This window comes from Plantactinospora sp. CNZ320 (assembly GCF_002846275.1).
Genome location: NZ_PJMP01000001.1, coordinates 3710717 through 3730541 on the forward strand (window position 1 = coordinate 3710717; position 19825 = coordinate 3730541).

At 71.5% G+C, this 19825-nt stretch carries 19 protein-coding genes; 3 read left to right on the top strand and 16 right to left on the bottom strand.

Annotated features, from left to right (window positions below; all coding sequences use genetic code 11):
• Positions 1–60: 60 nt before the first annotated feature.
• From atpD to prmC, 14 genes are all read right to left on the bottom strand, one after another.
• On the bottom strand, positions 61–1497 hold the full coding sequence (gene atpD, locus CLT71_RS16305; protein WP_101367864.1) for a F0F1 ATP synthase subunit beta: 1437 nt from the start codon (positions 1495–1497) through the stop codon (positions 61–63).
• Positions 1497–2435 (bottom strand): F0F1 ATP synthase subunit gamma, encoded by a 939-nt coding sequence (locus tag CLT71_RS16310; RefSeq protein WP_101367865.1) that lies wholly within the window; start codon positions 2433–2435, stop codon positions 1497–1499. The genes atpD and CLT71_RS16310 overlap by 1 nt, the downstream gene beginning before the upstream one ends.
• Positions 2436–2444: 9 nt before the next feature.
• Positions 2445–4091, bottom strand: a complete 1647-nt coding sequence (atpA, locus tag CLT71_RS16315; RefSeq protein ID WP_101367866.1) for a F0F1 ATP synthase subunit alpha — start codon at positions 4089–4091, stop codon at positions 2445–2447.
• A gap of 81 nt (positions 4092–4172) precedes the next feature.
• The gene (locus CLT71_RS16320) at positions 4173–4994 is read right to left on the bottom strand and encodes a F0F1 ATP synthase subunit delta (protein ID WP_101367867.1); all 822 of its coding nucleotides are present in this window, start codon (positions 4992–4994) and stop codon (positions 4173–4175) included.
• Positions 4994–5569 carry a F0F1 ATP synthase subunit B gene (locus tag CLT71_RS16325; protein WP_101367868.1) on the bottom strand — a complete coding sequence of 192 codons (576 nt, stop codon included), beginning with the start codon at positions 5567–5569 and terminating at the stop codon, positions 4994–4996. The genes CLT71_RS16320 and CLT71_RS16325 overlap by 1 nt, the downstream gene beginning before the upstream one ends.
• A 27-nt stretch (positions 5570–5596) precedes the next feature.
• The gene (locus CLT71_RS16330) at positions 5597–5836 is read right to left on the bottom strand and encodes an ATP synthase subunit c family protein (protein ID WP_101367869.1); all 240 of its coding nucleotides are present in this window, start codon (positions 5834–5836) and stop codon (positions 5597–5599) included.
• Between the two features lie 92 nt (positions 5837–5928).
• Positions 5929–6729 (bottom strand): F0F1 ATP synthase subunit A, encoded by an 801-nt coding sequence (atpB, locus tag CLT71_RS16335; protein WP_101367870.1) that lies wholly within the window; start codon positions 6727–6729, stop codon positions 5929–5931.
• Positions 6730–6741: 12 nt separating this feature from the next.
• The gene (locus tag CLT71_RS16340; RefSeq protein WP_101367871.1) at positions 6742–6972 is read right to left on the bottom strand and encodes an AtpZ/AtpI family protein; all 231 of its coding nucleotides are present in this window, start codon (positions 6970–6972) and stop codon (positions 6742–6744) included.
• A gap of 206 nt (positions 6973–7178) precedes the next feature.
• The gene (locus CLT71_RS16345; RefSeq protein ID WP_486483294.1) at positions 7179–7697 is read right to left on the bottom strand and encodes a hypothetical protein; all 519 of its coding nucleotides are present in this window, start codon (positions 7695–7697) and stop codon (positions 7179–7181) included.
• Positions 7690–9009, bottom strand: a complete 1320-nt coding sequence (locus tag CLT71_RS16350) for a serine hydroxymethyltransferase (RefSeq protein ID WP_101367872.1) — start codon at positions 9007–9009, stop codon at positions 7690–7692. Before CLT71_RS16350 ends, CLT71_RS16345 begins: the two co-directional genes overlap by 8 nt.
• A 222-nt stretch (positions 9010–9231) precedes the next feature.
• A complete protein-coding gene (locus CLT71_RS16360) occupies positions 9232–11577 on the bottom strand; it encodes a transglycosylase domain-containing protein (protein WP_486483295.1) in 2346 nt (781 codons plus the stop codon).
• A 172-nt stretch (positions 11578–11749) separates the two neighbouring features.
• Complete coding sequence (locus CLT71_RS16365; protein WP_101367873.1) at positions 11750–12367, bottom strand: arsenate reductase/protein-tyrosine-phosphatase family protein; 618 nt, start codon at positions 12365–12367, stop codon at positions 11750–11752.
• Positions 12368–13012, bottom strand: a complete 645-nt coding sequence (locus tag CLT71_RS16370; RefSeq protein ID WP_101371505.1) for an L-threonylcarbamoyladenylate synthase — start codon at positions 13010–13012, stop codon at positions 12368–12370. It lies immediately after the preceding gene.
• Positions 13013–13071: 59 nt separating this feature from the next.
• On the bottom strand, positions 13072–14073 hold the full coding sequence (prmC, locus tag CLT71_RS16375; RefSeq protein ID WP_199187616.1) for a peptide chain release factor N(5)-glutamine methyltransferase: 1002 nt from the start codon (positions 14071–14073) through the stop codon (positions 13072–13074).
• A gap of 173 nt (positions 14074–14246) precedes the next feature.
• Here prmC and CLT71_RS16380 point away from each other — a divergent pair, with 173 nt between their 5' ends.
• Positions 14247–15803 (top strand): GGDEF domain-containing protein, encoded by a 1557-nt coding sequence (locus CLT71_RS16380; protein ID WP_101367874.1) that lies wholly within the window; start codon positions 14247–14249, stop codon positions 15801–15803.
• Positions 15804–15873: 70 nt separating this feature from the next.
• Here CLT71_RS16380 and prfA read toward each other — a convergent pair whose 3' ends face one another.
• Positions 15874–16962 (bottom strand): peptide chain release factor 1, encoded by a 1089-nt coding sequence (prfA, locus tag CLT71_RS16385; protein ID WP_101367875.1) that lies wholly within the window; start codon positions 16960–16962, stop codon positions 15874–15876.
• Positions 16963–17066: 104 nt separating this feature from the next.
• Positions 17067–17291, bottom strand: a complete 225-nt coding sequence (rpmE, locus tag CLT71_RS16390; RefSeq protein ID WP_012184056.1) for a 50S ribosomal protein L31 — start codon at positions 17289–17291, stop codon at positions 17067–17069.
• 249 nt (positions 17292–17540) lie between these two features.
• Here rpmE and CLT71_RS16395 point away from each other — a divergent pair, with 249 nt between their 5' ends.
• Both CLT71_RS16395 and CLT71_RS16400 read left to right on the top strand, forming a co-directional pair.
• The gene (locus CLT71_RS16395; protein WP_486483296.1) at positions 17541–18677 is read left to right on the top strand and encodes an RNA ligase; all 1137 of its coding nucleotides are present in this window, start codon (positions 17541–17543) and stop codon (positions 18675–18677) included.
• 82 nt (positions 18678–18759) lie between these two features.
• Positions 18760–19659 carry a phosphatase domain-containing protein gene (locus tag CLT71_RS16400; protein WP_101367876.1) on the top strand — a complete coding sequence of 300 codons (900 nt, stop codon included), beginning with the start codon at positions 18760–18762 and terminating at the stop codon, positions 19657–19659.
• Positions 19660–19825 lie beyond the last annotated feature (166 nt).

The following is a 19825-nucleotide window of genomic DNA, read 5'->3' on the forward strand; positions in this document are numbered from 1 at the left end:
GAAGACGGCGACAGCCGCACCGACAGTTGCCGGTGCGGCTGTCGCCGTGATCGTCGCGAACTAGTCCTTCATCAGCTCGCGGGCGTTGCGCTCCAGGTCGTCGAGCCCACCGCACATGAAGAAGGCCTGCTCGGGGAAGTGGTCGAACTCACCCTCGCTGATCTTCCGGAACGCCTCGACGGTGTCCTTGACCGGCACGTACGAGCCCTTGATGCCGGTGAAGACCTCGGCCGCGTACGTGTTCTGGGAGAGGAACCGCTCGATCCGGCGGGCCCGGCCGACGGTGAGCTTGTCCTCTTCCGAGAGCTCCTCGATGCCGAGGATGGCGATGATGTCCTGCAGGTCCTTGTAGCGCTGCAGGATCCGCTTCACCTCGGAGGCGACCGCGAAGTGCTCGGCACCGACGAACTCCGGGGCGAGGATCCGGGACGAGGACGCCAGCGGGTCCACCGCCGGGTAGATGCCCTTGTCGGAGATCGACCGCTCCAGGTTGGTGGTGGCGTCCAGGTGGGCGAAGGTGGTGGCCGGCGCCGGGTCGGTGTAGTCGTCCGCCGGCACGTAGATCGCCTGCATCGAGGTGATCGCCTGGCCCCGGACCGAGGTGATCCGCTCCTGGAGCTCGCCCATCTCGTCGGCCAGGGTCGGCTGGTAACCCACCGCGCTCGGCATCCGGCCGAGCAGGGTGGAGACCTCCGAACCGGCCTGGGTGAACCGGAAGATGTTGTCGATGAAGAGCAGCACTTCCTGCTTGTTCACGTCCCGGAAGTACTCCGCCATGGTCAGCGCGGAGAGCGCCACCCGCAGCCGGGTGCCCGGCGGCTCGTCCATCTGGCCGTAGACCAGCGCGGTCTTGTCGATGACGCCGGACTCGGTCATCTCGTGGATGAGGTCGTTGCCCTCACGGGTCCGCTCGCCCACCCCGGCGAATACCGAGGTACCACCGAAGTTGTTGGCGACCCGGGTGATCATCTCCTGGATCAGCACCGTCTTGCCCACGCCGGCACCGCCGAACAGGCCGATCTTGCCACCCTTGACGTACGGGGCGAGCAGGTCGATGACCTTGATGCCGGTCTCCAGCATCTCGGTCTTCGGCTCCAGGTCGGCGAAGGCCGGCGCCTTGCGGTGGATCTGCCACCGGTCGGCCGCCTCGAAGGTCTCACCCTCCTTGAGGTTGAGCACCTCGCCGATGGTGTTGAAGACCCGGCCCTTGACCGCGTCACCGACCGGCACCATGATCGGCGAGCCGGTGTCCCGGACCTCGGTGCCCCGGACCAGACCGTCGGTCGGCTGCATCGAGATCGCCCGGATCATGTTGTCACCCAGGTGCTGGGCGACCTCAAGGGTCAGGGTCTTGGTGCCCCCGGAGAGGGTCACGTCGACGTGCATGGCGTTGAAGATCTCGGGCATGGCGTCGCGCGGGAACTCGGCGTCGACGACCGGGCCGATGACCCGGACCACGCGGCCCGTCGCGGTCTTGGTCTCTGAAGGAGCAGTCATCACACTTCACTTCCCGACGCGGCCAGCGCGTTCGCGCCGCCGACGATCTCACTGATCTCCTGGGTGATCCCGGCCTGACGGGCCGAGTTCATCTCACGCGTGTAGGTCTCGATCATCTCTTCGGCGTTGTCCGTCGCGCTCTTCATCGCCCGACGACGCGAGGCCGACTCGCTGGCCGCCGATTCGAGCAACGCCGCGTAGATCCGCGTGTTGATGTATTTCGGCAGCAGCGCGTCGAGCAGCGCGTCCGCCTCCGGCTCGAACTCGTACGCCGGCAGCAGTTCCTTCGCCTCGGAGCGCGGCCGGTCCTCGACCTCCATCGGACCGAGGATCCGGGCCACCGGGGTCTGCGACATCAGCGACTTGAACTGCGTGTAGACGATGTGCAGCTCGTCGACGCCGAGCACGCCGTCGATCCCCGGGTCACCGCCCTCCAGGTCGTCCGCGCCGGAGACGAACGCCTTGATCAGCGTCTCGCCCACCTGCTTGGCGTCGGCGAAGGTCGGCTGCTCGGAGAAGCCGGTCCAGCTCGCCTCCACCTTCCGCTGCCGGAACCGGTAGAAGCCGACGCCCTTACGGCCGATGACGTAGAGCACCGGCTCCTTGCCGTCGGCCTTGAGCCGGGCGACCAGCGACTCCGCCGCCTTGATCGCGTTGGAGGTGTAACCGCCGGCCAGGCCCCGGTCGCTGGTGACCACGACCACCCCGGCCCGGCGCACCTTCGGCCGGGCGGTGAGCAGCGGGTGGTCGATGGCCGCGTTGGAGGCCAGCGCGGTGAGCACGCCGGTGATGGCCTGGGCGTACGGCAACGAGGCCGCGACCCGGGACTGGGCCTTGGCCAACCGGCTCGTCGCGACGAGCTCCATCGCCTTGGTGATCTTCTTCATCGACTTCGCCGAGCGGATCCGTTGACGAAGAACGCGTACCTGGGCAGCCACCGGTCAGCCCTACTGCTTCTCGGCGGGCGCGCTGTCGCGGTACCGGGTCACGGTCTCCCGGTCCTGCTCGCCCTCCATCGCCTCGGCGGGTGCCTCGTTGATCCGCACCTCGTCCTCCTTGCCGAGGAACATCTGCTTGAACCGGACGACCGCCTCGTTCAGCGCGTTGATGATGTCGTCGTCCCAGTTGTTGTCCGCGATCGACTGCATCGTCGGCTTGTACTGGTGGCGGAGGAACTCCAGGAACTCGGACTCGAAGCGCCGGACCTCGCCGATCGGGATGTCGTCCAGCTTGCCCTCGGTGCCGATCCAGACCGAGACCACCTGCTCCTGCACCGGGAAGGGCGAGTAGTTGCTCTGCTTCAGCAGCTCGACCAGGCGGGCACCCCGGCTGAGCTGGTCCTGGGAGGCCTTGTCCAGGTCCGAGGCGAGCGCGGCGAACGCCTCCAGCTCCCGGTACTGCGCCAGGTCCAGCCGGAGCCGGCCGGCCACCTTCTTCATCGGCTTCACCTGGGCGGCGCCGCCGACCCGGGAGACCGAGGTACCGACGTTGATCGCCGGCCGGACGCCCTGGTTGAACAGGTCGGTCTCCAGGAAGATCTGGCCGTCGGTGATCGAGATCACGTTGGTCGGGATGAACGCCGAGATGTCGTTGCCCTTGGTCTCGATGATCGGCAGGCCGGTCATCGAGCCGCCGCCCATCTCGTCGGAGAGCTTCGCGCAGCGCTCCAGCAGCCGGGAGTGCAGGTAGAAGACGTCACCCGGGTACGCCTCGCGGCCCGGCGGGCGACGCAGCAGCAGCGACACGGCCCGGTACGCCTCGGCCTGCTTGGTCAGGTCGTCGAAGACGATCAGGACGTGCTTGCCGGCGTACATCCAGTGCTGGCCGATGGCCGAGCCGGCGTACGGGGCGATGTACTTGAAGCCGGCCGGGTCGGAGGCGGGCGAGGCGACGATGGTGGTGTACTCCATCGCGCCCTGCTCCTCCAGCAGGCCCTTCACCGAGGCGATGGTCGAGCCCTTCTGGCCGATCGCCACGTAGATGCAGCGGACCTGCTTGGCCGGGTCGCCGGAACGCCAGTTGTCCCGCTGGTTGAGGATCGTGTCCAGCGCGACGGTGGTCTTGCCGGTCCGCCGGTCACCGATGATCAGCTGCCGCTGGCCCCGGCCGATCGCGGTCATCGCGTCGATCGCCTTGATGCCGGTCTGCAGCGCCTCGTTGACGCTCTGCCGGGCCATCACGTTCGGCGCCTGGAGCTCCAGCTCGCGGTAGCCCTCGTTGGCGATGTCGCCGAGGCCGTCGATCGGCTGCCCGAGCGGGTTGACCACCCGGCCGAGGAACGCGTCGCCGACCGGCACCGAGAGGACCCGGCCGGTGCGCTTGACCCGCTGCCCCTCCTCGATGCCACGGTAGTCACCGAGCACCACGACGCCGATGTCCCGGACGTCGAGGTTGAGCGCCAGGCCGAGGGTGCCGTCCTCGAACTCCAGCAGCTCGTTGGTCATGGTCGAGGGGAGGCCCTCGACGTGGGCGATGCCGTCACCGGCGTCGGCGACGGTGCCGACCTCCTCACGGGAGACGTCGGGCGAATAGGAGGAGACGTAGCGCTCCAGCGCGCCGCGGATCTCCTCCGACGAGATGGTCAGCTCGGCCATCCTCTTCTTCCTCTATTCAGGGCCCGGTTAACCGGAACGGCGTGGATGTCTTTCTCGGCGCTGGCCGGGGCGTGGTGTTGCTCAGCCCCGTGCGAGCGCGTTTCTGGTGTCGGTGAGGCGGCGCAGGATCGTGCCGTCGTAGAGGTCGGAGCCGATCTGGACCCGCAGGCCGCCCAGTACCGCCGGATCCACCGTCTGCTTGACGGTGACCTCTCGACCGTATAGCGCGGCCAGCTTGCTCCCCAACCGGTCTTCCTCCTCCTCACCCAGCGGGGCCGCGACGGTGACGTAGGCCACCTGACGGTCCCGCCGGTCGGCGGCGAGTTCGACCAGCCGGGTCAGCGCCCCGGAGAAAGAGCGTCCGCCGAACCCGGCGAGCGCCACCTCGACCAGCTTGACCGTCACCGGCCTGGCCTTGCCGCCCAGCAGTGCGCCGGTCAGCTCGGCCCGCTGCGCCACCGGCGCGATCGGGTCGGAGAGCGTGTTGCTCAGCTCCGCGTCGGCGGCGACCACCTGGCCGAAGCGGAACAGTTCGTCCTCGACCTCACCCAGCTCGCCGGCCCGGTCGGCGCTGGCCAGCAGCGCCTCCACGCCGAGCCGCTCGGTGGCCTCCAGCAGCTCGGACGGCGCCGACCAGCGGCCGGAGACCAGCACGCCGAGCAGCTCCCTGGCGTCCGCGCCGGCCTTGCCGCCGACGAGCGAATCCAGCAGCGCGGCCCGGTCCTCGCCGGATCGCGCCGGGTCGGAGAGCGCCCGGCGCAGCCGCGGCTCCCGCCGCAGCAGGCCCGCGACCGACCCCAGCTCGTCACCGGTGGCGGAGATCCGGTCGGCGTCCGTCTGGCCGGCGTACGCGTCGAGACGCTGCCGTGCGGCGGCGTACGACTCCCGGCTGGCGGCCTGCATCAGCTCGTCCGTACGGCGGAGCCGTTGGCCGAGCCGTTGCCGGCGCCGACGCCCTCCAGGTCGGTCAGGAACCGCTCGACGGTGCCCTTACGGCGGGCCTCGTCGGCCAGCGACTCACCGACGATCCGGCTGGCCAGGTCGACCGCGATCGTGCCCACCTCGGTACGCAGCTCGCGCACGATGGTGGCCCGCTCGGCGGCGAGCTGATCCTTACCGGCTGCGATGATCCGGTCGGACTCCTCCCGGGCCTTGGCCAGGACGTCCTGCCGGATGCCCTCGGCGTCGGCCCGGGCGTCGTCCCGGATCTTCGCCGCGTCGGTCCGCGCCTCGGCGAGCTGCGCACGGTACTGCTCGAGGAGCTGGTTGGCCTCGGCCTGGGCGGCCTCGGCGCGCTTGATCCCGCCCTCGATGGCGTCGACCCGAGCCTGGAAGGTCTGCTCCATCCGCGGGAAGACGAACTTCATCAGCATGAAGCAGAGAATGGCGAAGGCGATCGAGCCAATGACGATCTCCTGCCAGAGCGGGATGATCGGGTTGTGCTCGGTGCCGCCCTCCGCGGCCAAGATGGCGTACATCGGAACCTCCCGGTTCGAGGAGTACGGCTAGTTGCCGAAGGCGTAACCGAAGGCGATGCCCAGCAGGGCCAGCAGCTCGATGACGGCGAAGCCGATCCAGACGTACGGCAGGGTGAGGCGCGACGACTCCGGCTGCCGGGCGGTCGACTGGATGTAGGCGCTGAAGACCAGGCCGACACCGATACCCGGACCGATGGCGGCGAGGCCGTAGCCGATGGCGCTGAGGCTGCCGGTAATTTCGACGGCGGCGAGGGTCGACGACAACATTGGTTGGTTCCTCCTGAAATCACGCGTGACGGCTCACGCGGGACGACAACGGGTGTGCGGTTGTGTGCGGATCGGTGTTCGTCGGGTGCGGGTCAGTGTCCGTCGGCGAGCGCGCCCTGCACGTAGCTGGCGGTCAGCACGGTGAAGATGTAGGCCTGCAGGACGATGACCAGCGCCTCCAGGAAGGTGATCGCGATCGACACCGTCCAGGAGAGCAGCGAGATCGGCTTCAGGAAGAACGAATCCGCGTTCAGCAGAACGAAGCCGCCGAGGGTGAAGACCAGCAGGATGATGTGCCCGGCGAACAGGTTGGCGAACAACCGCAGCGCCAGCGACACCGGCCGGGCGATGAACGTCGAGAAGAGCTCGATCGGGATCAGCAGCGGCTGCATGAACCACGGCGCCGGCGGCATCAGCGAGTGCTTGAAGAACTTCGCGAAACCGTGGTGCCGGATGCCCACCCAGATGAACAGCACGTAGCTGATGATCGCCAGAATCGCCGGAAACGCGATGTGCGACATCGGCGAGATCTGCACGAACGGAATGATCTGCCACAGGTTGTTGACGAAGATGAAGACGAACAGCGTCGTGAGGTAGGGCGCGAACGCCACACCCCGGTGACCGATCATGTCGACCGCGATGTTGTTCCGGACGAAGCCGTAGATCGACTCGGCGATCCACTGACCCTTCGTCGGCACAAGTTTCGGCTTCCGGTACGTGACCAGGAAGAAGATGATGGTCAACGCAACGGCCAGCCAGACCAGCGCGGTGAACTTGGTAACCCAGTAAGAGTTGTGCTCGCCCCACGGATAGATGGCCGGCAGGAAGAAATCTTCCACGCTGGGTGGAAACGGAACTCCGCCCTCTGCGAGGACGACCGACTGTCCGATCACCGCGTCCCTTCCCTAGCTAGGGGTGCCGAGCCGGCGGATGACCAGGTAAACGCCCCCGGCCCCGCCGAGCAGGAACCCGATCCCGGTGGCCAGACCACCGGTGTCGAGCCACTGGTCGACCAACCAACCGATGCAGCCCCACACCGTCAGACCTCCGATGAGGTATGCCAGCGCGGTCCAACCCTCGCCGGCTTCGGGAGCGCCCGAGCCGCCGGGGGGTTGGGGGGTTTGGTCACCGGTCATGACGGCCGAACGATATCAGCCGGGAATACGAGGCTGTGCCTCACCCCCCGCACAACCTTGTTGTGTGGGCCTCTGGGCGGGCGCGTCGTCTGTGGGCACGCTACTCCGGTTCCGCCACCGGGAAAATGACCGATCACTGACAGTTTCCCGCGCCGTCGGCGTAAACGGGACTCAGTGCAGGTCGCCCCCGACTCGGGTGACCCGGATCACGCCTGCGGCGGGCGGTGCGTGCGGACGGCGTGCACCCTGGCGATCCACCAGATGTTCGCGCCGGTCCAGACCAGCACACCGGCGACGATGCCCCAGCCGAACGCGGGCAGCCCGGCCCAGCCCCGACCGGCGACCCCGGCCATCACCACACCGAGCACGCTGAACTTGGCGACGTACATCGCCACGCCAAACGGCAGCACCAGGCTCGGGTTCACGGAGTCGGCCCAGGCGAGCACCAGCGTGGAGGCCAGGTAACTCAGTGTGACCACGCCGACCCCGGCTGCGGCTCCGGCCGCGCCGACCCCGCCGCCCAGCAGGGCGCCGATCGCGGTGGCCAGCAGCAACAGGCCGACCGACGCTCCGAGCACCACCGGCAGGTGGGCCAGCCGCCAGTGCCGGTCCGCCGCATCGGGGGCGTCGACCGCAGGCGGCGGCGCCCCGGCCGGCCCGTCCGGACCGGTCAGCTCCGGCTCCGCCGGCCGGTCGGCCACCTCGACCGGCTCGCGCTCAGCCACGGGGGTACGCCGGGAAGGCGGCCACCAGTTCGGCGACGTCAGCGCGGATCCGGGCCAGTGCGGCGGTACCGCCGGAAGTGGCCGGATCGGTCCGGACGGCTCGGGAGATCAGCTCGCCGATCTGGCGCATCTCCACCCCGCCCATGCCCTGGGTGGTGACGCTCGGGGTACCGACCCGGATGCCGGAGGCGACCATCGGCTTCTGCGGGTCGTACGGGATGGCGTTCTTGTTCAGGGTGATCCCGGCGGCGTCGCAGCGCGCCTCGGCGTCCCGACCGGTGATCCCCGTCTCGCGCAGGTCGATGAGCGCGAGATGGGTGTCGGTGCCACCGGAGACCGGGCGCATCCCCTCCGCCGCGAGGGCGGCGGCCAGCGCCTGTGCGTTCGAAACCACCTGAGCAGCGTACGCCTGGAAGTCCGGAGACGCCGCTTCGCGCAGCGCGACCGCCTTGGCCGCCACCGAGTGCATCAACGGGCCGCCCTGGGTGAACGGGAACACCGCCTTGTCGACCCGCTCGGCGAGCGACTCCCGGCACAGGATCATCCCGCCCCTCGGCCCGCGCAGCACCTTGTGCGTGGTCGCGCAGACCACGTCGGCGTACGGCACCGGGGACGGGATCGCCCGTCCGGCGACCAGCCCGATGAAGTGCGCCGCGTCCACCATCAGATAGGCGTCGACCTCGTCGGCGATCTCCCAGAACCGGGCGAAGTCGATCAGCCGGGGGTACGCGGTGGCGCCACAAATGATCATCTTCGGCCGGTGCGCCAGCGCCAGTTCGCGTACCTCGTCGTAGTCGATCAGTTCGGTGTCCGGGCGCACCTGGTAGCCGACCGGGGCGAACCACTTGCCGGAGAAGTTGACCCGGCTGCCGTGGGTCAGGTGTCCGCCGTGCGGCAGGTCCATCGCCAGCACCGTGTCGCCGGGTTGCACAAGTGCGGCATACGCCGCCAGGTTGGCGCTCGCCCCGGAGTGCGGCTGGAGGTTGGCGTGCTCGGCCCCGAACAGCGCCTTGGCCCGGTCGATGCCGATCTGCTCGGCCCGGTCCACCTCGGCGCAGCCGCCGTAGTAGCGCCGGCCCGGATAGCCCTCGGCGTACTTGTTGGTCAGGGTGGAGCCGAGCGCCGCCAGTACCGCCGGGGAGGTGAGGTTCTCGCTGGCGATCAACTGCAACCCGCCGCGCAGCCGGTCGAGTTCGTCGAGCAGCACCTCGGCGATCTCCGGATCGGTACCGGCCAGCTCGTCGAAGTCCGGCCCCCAGAAGGTCGGCTCCCCCGCACCCGGCCGACCTGTCCGCTCGGTTAGCTCGCTCACCCCGGCACCTTCTCGTCGCGCTCGGCATTGGGCCGGCTCCGAGTCTATGGGGGGCAGCGACGAAGGCGCCTGACGACCTGCCGGCGCCCACCGCCGAGCCGAGCCCGCCCAGCAGGACGAACGCCCGCCGCCCAGCAGGACGAACGCCCGCCGCCCAGCGGGACAAAGCCGGGCCGCTCGGCGGGGCAAGGGCAGTCCGCTCAGCGGGGTGAAGCTCGCCGCTCAGCGGGGCGAGGGTGGGTGCGACGGGGTCGGCCGGGGCACGACCGCCGGTGGGCGGGACGGGGTCGGCACCGGGGGTACCGGCCGGGGCACGGTGGCGGTGGGCCGGGGCGGTACCGGCGTCGGCCGGGGTACCCCGGCGGTGGGTGCCGGGGTCGGTGGCGTCGGCGCCGGCGGCGGCACCACCGGCGGAGCCGGGACGAAGGGTTCCCGGCCCGGCCCGGCCGGATCGGGTCCGAGGTCGTCCGGGCGGTCACCGAAGGCGATCTCCCGCCCGGGCGGGGTGAAGTCCCGCCGAGGGCTGCCCTTCAGCGCGGTGGCCATGGTGGTGGCGACCGCCGCGATCACCTTCCGCTGCACCGGCTGGCCGACCGCGTCACTCGGGTCGTCCGGGTTGGCGGCGATGGCCGCCGCCGCGAGCTGCGGGGTGAAGCCGACGAAGGTTTCCGTGGCGTACCCCTCCGCGCTGCCGGTCTTGCCGGCCACCGGCTGGTCGCCGAGGATCCTCGCCACGTCGGGCGCGCTGCCCCCGTCGCACTGGGCGTACGCCGACTGCCCGCCGACCGGGCAACGGGCCGCGTCGGTCGCCGCCCTCGCCACCTCCGCCCTGAGCATCTTTCCGCAGCTCGGTGCGGCGGCAGGCAGCGCCCGGCCGGTGGCGTCGACGATCGAGAGCACCGGCAGCGGCTTGCAGTACGTCCCCTCGGCCGCCAGCGTCGCGTACGCGTTCGCCAGGTCCAGCGGGGTGGTGGCGGAGACCCCGAGGGTGAACGCCCCCCAGCCCTTCGCCCCGTACGTGGCCAGCCGGGCATCATCGTCGGCCCGGAACACGATGCCGAGCCGCTCCGCCATCCGCACCGCCCGGTCCGCGCCGATGCGCTCCTGCAACGCCACGAAGTAGGTGTTGACCGAGCGCCCGAAGCCGGTCCACATGGTGCGGTAACCGTTCATCCACTCGGGGTTGGCGTTGGCCGGGCACCAGTAGCCGCCGCAGGCGTTGGGCCCGTCCACCGGATAGCCGGTCACCAGCCGGGACGGTGCCAGATAGCCGGAGGCCAGCGGCATCCCCTCCTCCAGGGCGGCCAGCATGGTGAAGATCTTGAAGGTCGAGCCGGCCTGGTAGCCGTCGATGCCGCCGCCACCGGCGACCAACTGGTTGACCGTGTTCGGGTGGTTGCGCTGCCCCCGGGGGTTGGCGTCGAGCGAGTAGTGCCGGTTCACCGCGAGCGCCAGTACCCGGCCGGTGCCGGGCTGCACCACTGCCATCGGCGCGGCCCGGCGGTCGGCGTAGCCGTAGACGGTGAGGGTCTGCCGCAGCGCGGTGGCCTGGATCGCCGGGTCGAGCGAGGTGGTGATCCGGTAGCCGCCCCGGCGCAGCGTCTGCTGCCGCTCGTCGACGGTGAGCCCGAACGCCGGGTTCGCGTTCCACCACTGCCGGAAGTAGTCGCAGAAGAAACCCCAGTCGGAGCGCCCGTCCGGGATGCCGGCACAGTCGTTCGGCTCGGCGCCGGGACGCAGGCTGATCGGCTCCGCCTGGGTACGGGTGGCGGTCTCGGCGGGGATCATCCCGTTCTCGGCCATCTGCCGCAGTACGTAGCCCCGGCGGACCAGCGCGGCCCCGGCGTCACCGCCGATCGGGCTGTCCGTCTCCGGCGAGCGGACCAACCCGGCCAGCAGGGCGGCCTCGGCCAGAGTCAACTGCCGGGCCGGCTTGGAGAAGTACCGCTGGCTGGCGGCGGCGATGCCGTACGCCCCGGCACCGAAGTAGGCGATGTTCAGGTAGCGGCCGAGAATCTCGTCCTTGCTGAGCCGGCGCTCCAGCGCGAGCGCGTACCGCATCTCCTGGATCTTGCGGCCGGCGCTGGTCTCGGTCGCCTCGGCGCGCTGCTCGGCGGTGAGTCCGGGGTCGCTCTTGAGCACGTTGCGGACGTACTGCATGGTCAGCGTCGAGGCGCCCTGCCGCACCTCGCCACCCACCCGGTTCGCCACGGCGGCCCGGAGCACACCTTTGAGATCGACGCCGCCGTGCGAGTAGAAGCGGGCGTCCTCGGCCGCCACCGTCGCCTGCCGCATCACCTCGGCCACCTGGTCCAGCGGCACGTTGGTCCGGTTCTCGTCGTAGAACGAGGTGATCGGGGTACGGCCGTCGGCGGCGAAGAGGTAGGAGCGCTGGGCGGTCGGCGGGGTACGCAGGTCCTGCGGCAGGTCCTCGTAGCGGGCGCCGACCGACCTCAGCCCCACCGCCGCCAGGACCGCGGCCGGCAGCGCGGCGGCGGCCAGGATCGTCCCGGCCAGGATTCCGGCCAGGGTCAGGGTCCAGAGTTGGTTCAGCCGCAGCCGGAGCATGCGGTACCTCCCGGGCGGGACAGCGATCGGCGCGACCCGGACAACCGCCGGGCTCGGGGACTCCGTCAGCCTGACGGGAGATTCCGGGCGCCGCACCCGTTTCACCGCAAACCGGCTCAGATTCACAAGCCGGAGTGACGACGGCGGGATCTCCCCACCGTGCTGCCCGAGGTCAGGGCAGCAGGACGGCGGCGAGCGGCCGGACGGCGTCCTCGATCTCGTCGGCGACCCGGCTGAAGCACTGGTCGCCCCGGCCCCACGGGTCGTCAAGGTCGTCACCGGGCAGCGGGGACGACCCGCTCCGGGCCGCCGCCAGCGCGGCCACCAGCGCGGTGCCCCGGGCGTAGACCGCCGCCGGGTCGGTCGGATCGGCCGGGGGCAGGACCGCGAAGTCCACGGTGGGCAGCAGCCGGCCGAACTCGCCGAGCACGAAGGTGCGGTCGGCGGCGTCGGGGCGCAGCGCCACCACGTATTCCTGCTGGTCGGCGGTGGCGGTCAGGACAAGGTCGGCCGCGTCGATGTGCTCAGAGCGGAGCTTGCGGGCGCCGAAGTCGGCCACGTCCCCGCCCCGGGAACGCACCTGCCGGGCGGCCGGCGGGTTCATCTCCTCACCCGCGTGCCAGCCGCCGGTACCCGCGCTGTGGCTGTGCACCAACCGGTCGGCGTCGTCGGCGTCGGCCGCACCCCGGCGGGCCAACCGTTCCCGTACGGCCAGCGCGAGCAGCCGCTCCGCCATCGGCGACCGGCAGATGTTGCCCAGGCAGACGTGCAGGACCGTGAACGGCGGCACTCAGGACACCTGGCCCTGGATGTCCGGTACGACGTCGCGGAGCTTCTCCAGCGGGATCGCGCCCTGGCGCAGCACCCGGGGCACCTCGCCGGTCACGTCGACGATGGTGCTCGGCACCGGATCCGGACACGGCCCGGCCTCCAGGTAGGCCCGCACCGCGTAGCCGAGCTGGTCACGGGCCTCCTCGGCGGTGACCGCCGGGGGCTGGCCGGTCTTGTTCGCCGACGAGACGGCCATCGGCCCGGTCTGCTGGAGCACCTCGAGGGCGACCGGGTGCAGCGGCATCCGCACCGCGACCGTGCCCTCGGTGTCGCCGATGTCCCACTGGAGGCTGGGCGAGTGCTCGACGACGATCGTCAGCGCGCCCGGCCAGAAGGCGTCGGCGAGGTCCCGGGCCGCGCTCGGCAGCATGAAGACCAGCCCGTCCAGGGTGCGTCGGGAGCCGACCAGCACCGGCGGCGGATGCTGCCGGTCCCGCCCCTTCGCGTTGAGCAGTGCCTTCACCGCATAGGGGGTGAACGCGTCGGCGCCGACCCCGTAGACCGTGTCGGTCGGGATCACGACCAGTTCGCCGTTCTTGACCGCCTCGACGGCCGCGGCGATGCCTCGGTCACGGTCCGCCAGTGACCGGCAGTCGTAGAGCATCACGATGAGCCAGTCTGCCACGCCCGGCCGCCCACCGTGGCACGGGGACTTCCGGCCGGTTACCGGTCGACGTCGGCCCGCCGGGCGGTGGCGAAGCGGGGCCGCCCGACCAGGTCCGGATGGTCCGCGATCTCGACGAACCGGCCGTCGGCACGCAGCAGCTCCGGAACCGCCGTGCCGTGCGTGTCGTCGTGCTCCACCCCGAACGCCCCGCCCGGACGCAGCAACCGGGCCGCCCGGTCCAGTACCAGCCGGATCACCGCGAGCCCGTCCGGGCCGCCGAAGACCGCGTCGGCCGGGTCGTGCCCGGCCACGTCCGGCGGTACCGGAGTGCCGTCCGGCACGTACGGCGGGTTGCAGAGCAGCACGTCCACCCGCCCGGCGTACCCGGACAGCAGCTCCGGGTCGGCCACGTCCCCGGCCACCACCTCGATCGGCCGGTCACCGGCGGCGGCCCGCTCGGCGGCGTTGCGACGCAACCAGTCCAGCGCCGCCGCCGACCGCTCCACCGCGACCACCCGGGCCGCCGGCACCTCCCCGGCGACCGAGAGCGCGATCGCGCCGCTGCCGCTGCACAGGTCGACCACCAGCGGACCAGCACCAACCCGGCCGCCGGCATCGGTCGAGCCGGTGACGGTTTCGGTCGAGCCGGTGACGGCGTCGGTCGGGCCGGTGACGGCGTCGGTCGGGCCGAGCCGTCGGGCCTGCTCGACGCCCCAGCCGGCCAGCAGTTCCGTCTCCGGCCGGGGAACGAATACCCCGGGGCCGACCGCCAGCTCCAGATAGCGGAACGCCGCCGAGCCGAGCAGGTGCTGGAGCGGCTCGTGCCGGGTACGCCGCTCGACCAGTTCCGCCAGCCGGTCCCGCTGCTCGGCGGTGAGCGGCCCGGCCACGGCCAGCGCCCCGCGCGACACGCCGAGGACGTACGCGAGCAGAAGTTGCGCCTCGGTCCGGGCCGGGCCGACGCCGGCCCGGGCCAGCGCGGACGTCGCCGCCGCGAGCGCGACCGAGGGTCGGGTCCGTTCTGTCGCTTCACGGGGATGCCGGGGAATACGCGTCACGACATAATCATGAAACGTCGGCCGGGAATCATCGCGTCGCGGGCGCGTTTCCGACCCGGATCGACTGGGTGCTCAGACCGGTCGAGCGACCCCGGAGGGCACCGTGCTCCGGGCGACCGGTCGGCTCCTCGACTTTCGCGGGGTCTGGCTGGCGACGGCGATGGAGGTTGTGCGTGAGTTGGCTCGACCGGGTCGGTGACCGGGCCGAGGAGTTGAGACACGCCCGCTCCCTCATGGAGAGCAGCCGTTCCGCCGAGGCGTGCCTGGTCTTCGAACGCGTGCTCGACACCACCGACGACCCGTACTCCCGGGCCGAGGCGTTGCTCCAGCGGCTCTCCGCGATCCTCAACCTGGGCCGCACCGCCGAGTACACCAGGGCGGTCGAGCAGGCGTTCGACGCCGCCCGGGACCTGCCCGACCCCTACCTGCACGGCCACCTGCACGCGCTGGCCGCGCTGGCCGCGCACATCCAGGGCGCGCTGGACCGCTGCGTGATCCACCTGGTCCGGGGCGCCCGGGCGCTCGGCTCGGTCGACGAACCCGACCGGGAGACCGCGTGGGGCTGGCACGACCTGGCGATGGCCTACTCCTACCTCGGCTTCCACGGCTACGCGCTGGGCGCGATCGAGCGGGCCCGCCGGCTGGGGCTGGCCGTCGGCATTCCCGAGGAGACCTTCGCCGCACCCGGCATCCGGCTGCGCAACGCGGTCGCACTGGACCACCACGGGGACAGCGACGGCTGCCTGCGGGTGCTCAGGGACGTCGGCGCGGACCTGGAACGGTTCGTCACGGCCGGCACCGCGGGCCGGTTGCGGCCGAGCAGCCGGGCGGCGTACGGGTACGCACTCGCCCGGCGGGCCGCCCTCGGTGCCACGACCGGCCGGTCGGACGTACCGGAACTCGATCCGGAGCGGCTGCTCGGCAACGGCGGGGACAGCGCACGTGCCCGGGACATGCGACAGCTCGGCGGAGCCTGCCTGGCGATCGCCGCCGGCCGGCCCGCCGAGGCGCTGGCCCGGCTGGAGACCGTGCACGTCTCGGCGGAGACGCTTGGTGCCGCCGAGCACGCCCGGCTCTCCAGCCTGGCGTACGCCGGGGTCGGCGACCACGCGGCGGCGCACCGGGCCGACCGGTACGCCTTCCGGCTGGCCACCCAGCGCAACGACCGGCTCCGGGACGTCTACGTCGACGGCATCGCGGCCCGGATCGAGCACGAGGAGACCCGCCGGGAGGCGGTCCGGCACGAGGGCGAACTGACCGACCCGCTCACCGGGCTGCCGAACCGCCGCCGGCTGGAGCGGTACGTCGCCGGGATGGCCGGCCGGGGCGAGCGGGCCGTGATCGGCGTCTGCGACCTCGACGGCTTCCGGGCGGTGAACACCACGCACGGCCGGCACTGCGGTGACCTGGTGCTGCAACGGATCGCCGGGGTGATCAACCGGGTGATGCGGCGCGGCGACTTCGTGGCCCGGTACGGCGGCGACGAGTTCGTGGTGGTGCTGCCGGGCGCCGGGATGAACGAGGCGGGTGAGGTCGGCCGGCGGATCAGCGCGGCGGTCGCCGCCGAGGACTGGGAGTCGATCGTCCCCGGTACCCGGGTCGGGGTGAGCGTCGGCTTCGCCGAGGTGCACAGCGCCGGTGCGCGGGACGCACTGCGCGCCGCCTTCGAACTGGCCGCCCAGCAGCGGGCGCAGGCCACGACCGAGCAACGGGCGCAGGCCACGACCTGACCGGCGACGACAGCACGCTGAGCCGGAAGCCGGAAGCCGGGAGCCGGGCGCCGATGCCGGCTGGACCGGCTCAGCGGCGGGACAGCTCCGTCTCGCCGGCCAGCCGGGCCGAGCGGTCCGCCTCGGCGAGCGCGTCGAGCACCCCGTCCAGCTCACCGGCGAGCGCCAGATCGAGGTTGTACGCCGTGTAGCCGATCCGGTGGTCGGTGATCCGGTTCTGCGGGAAGTTGTACGTCCGGATCCGCTCGGACCGGTCGACCGTACGCACCTGGGAGCGGCGGGCGTCCGAGGCAGCGGCGTCGGCCTGCTCCTGCGCGTTGGCGAGCAACCGGGCCCGGAGGATCCGCATCGCCTGTTCCCGGTTCTGCAACTGGGACTTCTCGTTCTGGCAGGAGACGACGATCCCGGTCGGCAGGTGGGTGATCCGCACCGCCGAGTCGGTGGTGTTCACCGACTGCCCGCCCGGTCCGGAGGAGCGGAACACGTCGATCCGCAACTCGTTCGGATCGATCGTGACGTCGACGTCCTCGGCCTCCGGCAGCACCAGTACGCCGGCCGCGCTGGTGTGGATCCGCCCCTGTGACTCGGTGACCGGCACCCGCTGCACCCGGTGTACGCCGCCCTCCCACTTGAGCCGGGACCAGACCCCGTTGCCGCCCTCGGGTACGCCCTTCGTCTTCACCGCGAGCGAGACGTCCTTCACCCCGCCCAGGTCGGAGTCCTGCGCGTCGAGCACCTCGGTCACCCAGCCGTGCCGTTCGGCATAGCGCAGGTACATCCGGAGCAGGTCACCGGCGAAGAGTGCGGACTCCTCGCCACCCTCCCCCGCCTTGATCTCGAGGATCACGTCCTTGGCGTCGTGCGGGTCACGTGGGATGAGCAGCTCGGCGAGCCGCCCCTCAAGCGTGGGAAGCGTCTCGGCCAGCGACTCCGCCTCGGCTGCGAACGACGGGTCCTCGGCGGTCAGTTCGCGGGCGGCTGCCAGGTCGGCCCGGACCTGCTCCAGCTCACCCGCGGCCTTGTACACCGGGGTCAGCTCGGCGAACCGTCGACCGACCCGACGGGCGGTGGCCTGGTCGGCGTGGATCGCCGGGTCGGCGAGGCGCCGTTCCAGCTCCGCGTACTCGTCGAGGAGGCGGGCCAGCCGGTCGCCGCTCATGCTCGTACTCCCTCTGCTGTAGGACGCGGGTGGTGGAAGGGCCGGGAAACGGCACGACGGCGCCCGCCCCCGACGCGAACCGGAGGCGGGCGCCGTCGACGCGGCTACTTGCCCTTCTTGGCCTGAACCTTGGCGTACTTCTGCTGGAACTTGGCGACCCGGCCGGCGGTGTCGAGCACGCGCTGCTTGCCGGTGTAGAACGGGTGGCAGGCGCTGCAGGTCTCGACGTGGATCGAGCCGCCCTTCGCCGTGCTGCGGGTCGTGAAGGTGTTGCCGCACGAGCAGGTGACCTCGGTGGTCACGTACTCGGGGTGGATGTTGGGCTTCATCTCGCCTCGGTCCTTTCGTGGGTGGTCGCCGGGTCGCCCTCGGCGTCCGTCATCCACGACGCCGGGGGTGTCGTGAGCTACGGCGGACTCGGGCGGGAACCGGAACCGGTGGCCGACTGACCAGTGTGCCATGCCGCCTGGCCCGGCCCGAAATCGGGCTGCACACGTGATCCGTGACGGTTAACGTCACTGCTCCCCACCGCATTCCCACCCGATCCTGCATTCCCAGCCCGCCGGAAGGCACACCCCGTGATCACCCCTGCGTCCGACTCCCTACTCGCCCCGACCACCCGACTCGCCGACGTCGTCGACCCGGTGGCGCTGGCCGCCGCGCTCGCCGACGGCCACGTCCGGGTCCAGCGGCATCCGGAGCACCCCCTCGCGATCTACAACTACACCGAGGCGTGCACCTACGGCGGAAACTGGACGCCGGTGACGCTGGCCTGTCGAGGGCTGATCGTGGACGAGTCGACCGGTGCGGTCGTGGCGCGGCCGTACCCGAAGTTCTTCAACCACGACCAGGCCGGCGCACCGGCGCTGCGGCCGGACGCACCGGCGGTGATAACGGACAAGGCCGACGGAAGTCTCGGCGTGCTCTACCCGGACGGCGACGGCTTCGCGGTCGCCACCCGGGGCTCGTTCACCTCCGACCAGGCCCGGCACGCCACCGCAGTGCTCCGCACCCGCTACCCCGACTTCACCCCGCCGCCGGGGCGGACGGTGCTGGTCGAGATCGTCTATCCGGCGAACCGGATCGTGCTCGACTACGGCGGCCTGGACGACCTGGTGCTGCTCGGCACTGTGGAGATCGCCACCGGGCGCAGTTCCGGCCCGGAGGCGGTGCCGGACTGGCCCGGTCCGGTGGTCGAGCGGCTGCCGCACCGCACCCTGGCCGAGGCGCTGGCCGCACCCGCCCGGGACGGCCGGGAGGGGCTGGTGGTGCACTGGCCGGACACCGACCAGCGAGTCAAGATCAAATATCCGGAGTACGTCCGGCTGCACCGGCTGACCTTCGGGCTCAACGCCCGGGTCGTCTGGGATTACCTGGTCACCGGAGGGGATCTCGCGGCCCGGGTCGCGCCGCTGCCGGACGAGTTCCACCGTTGGGTCGACTCCGTCGTGGCCGAGCTGACCGCGACGGTGCAGGCCCGGACCGAGAAGATCGAGCAGGCGTACGGTGAGATCGTGGCCGGACTGCCCGCCGGATGGAGCCGACGCGACTTCGCCGAGCGGGTCGCCCGGCATCCCGAGCGCGCCTACCTCTTCCTGCGCCTCGACGGCCGCGACTACCGCGCCAGCTCTGGCAGCAGGTCCGCCCCGCCGTGGACTGGACGCCGCAGTACGGCGAGTGACGCCCGGTGCCCGACGGCTCGGCCCGGCGGCTGAGTCCGACGGCTCGGCCCGACGGGCTCGCTGGCGGCTGGATCGGCAAGGTCATGATGGCGACGGAGTGGAGCGAGGAGAGAGCATGACCCGACTGATCGTCACCCGCGGGCTGCCCGCTTCCGGGAAGACCACCTTCGCCCGGAAGCTGCAACCCGGCGTCGTCCGGGTGAACCGCGACGACCTGCGCCGGATGCTGCACGGCGAGCGGCTCTTCACCCAGTGGGCCGAGGGCCAGGTCACCGTCGTGCAGCGGGCCCAGGTCGAGGCGCTGCTGCGCGCGGGGGCGGACGTCTGCGTCGACGACACCAACCTGCGGTCCCGGACCCTGCGGGACTGGGCGCAGCTCGCCGCCCGGCTCGGGGCCGCCTTCGAGGTGCACGACTTCACCGACGTACCGGTGGACGAGTGCGTACGGCGCGACGCCGAGCGGCCCGAGCAGGACCGGGTCGGCGAGGAGGCGATCCGGCGACTGCACGAGCGCTATCTGGCGGGGCGGGCACTGCCGCTGCCGGTACCGACCGTCGAGCCGGGCGGGCCGGCGGCCGTCTACACCCCGCGGTCGGACGATCTGCCGGAGATCGTACTCGTGGACATCGACGGCACGGTGGCCTTGATGGCGGGACGCAGCCCGTACGACATGACCCGGGTCGGCGAGGACCGGCCGAACACCGCCGTCATCTCGGCGGTGCGGGCCATGCACGCGGCCGGCTACGGAGTGGTCTTCTGCACCGGACGGGACGCCTCCTGCCAGGAGCAGACGCAGCGTTGGCTGGCCGAACACGTCGACCTGCCGTACCTCGCCCTGCACATGCGGGCCGTCGGCGACCAGCGCCGCGACTCGGTGGTCAAGCGGGAAATCTTCGACCGGGAGATCCGCGACCGCTACCGGGTGGTCGGAGTCTTCGACGACCGGATGCAGGTGGTCAAGATGTGGCGCGACCTCGGCCTGACCGTCTTCCAGGTCGCCGAGGGCGACTTCTAGCCCACAACCCCCGGTGCATCGGTCGTCGACCTGGACGTCAGGTGCGCTACCGACGCCGGGTAGCGCCTCTGACGTCCAGGTCGAGCCCGCGCGCCGCGCGCGGCCCGATCTCGGTCGGACCCGGCGGGTGGCGCGGCATCCGCAGGCGGGTGGCGCGGCACCCGCG

Coding starts and splice junctions, on each gene's coding strand:
- prfA (WP_101367875.1), bottom strand. CDS start 16,962: ATGAGCGGCGACCGGCTGGCCCGCCTCCTCGACGAGTACGCGGAGCTG.
- CLT71_RS16360 (WP_486483295.1), bottom strand. CDS start 11,577: ATGCTCCGGCTGCGGCTGAACCAACTCTGGACCCTGACCCTGGCCGGA.
- CLT71_RS16330 (WP_101367869.1), bottom strand. CDS start 5,836: ATGTTGTCGTCGACCCTCGCCGCCGTCGAAATTACCGGCAGCCTCAGC.
- CLT71_RS16340 (WP_101367871.1), bottom strand. CDS start 6,972: ATGACCGGTGACCAAACCCCCCAACCCCCCGGCGGCTCGGGCGCTCCC.
- atpD (WP_101367864.1), bottom strand. CDS start 1,497: ATGACTGCTCCTTCAGAGACCAAGACCGCGACGGGCCGCGTGGTCCGG.
- CLT71_RS16400 (WP_101367876.1), top strand. CDS start 18,760: ATGACCCGACTGATCGTCACCCGCGGGCTGCCCGCTTCCGGGAAGACC.
- CLT71_RS16370 (WP_101371505.1), bottom strand. CDS start 13,012: ATGCTCTACGACTGCCGGTCACTGGCGGACCGTGACCGAGGCATCGCC.
- CLT71_RS16325 (WP_101367868.1), bottom strand. CDS start 5,569: ATGTACGCCATCTTGGCCGCGGAGGGCGGCACCGAGCACAACCCGATC.
- rpmE (WP_012184056.1), bottom strand. CDS start 17,291: ATGAAGCCCAACATCCACCCCGAGTACGTGACCACCGAGGTCACCTGC.
- atpA (WP_101367866.1), bottom strand. CDS start 4,091: ATGGCCGAGCTGACCATCTCGTCGGAGGAGATCCGCGGCGCGCTGGAG.
- CLT71_RS16320 (WP_101367867.1), bottom strand. CDS start 4,994: ATGCAGGCCGCCAGCCGGGAGTCGTACGCCGCCGCACGGCAGCGTCTC.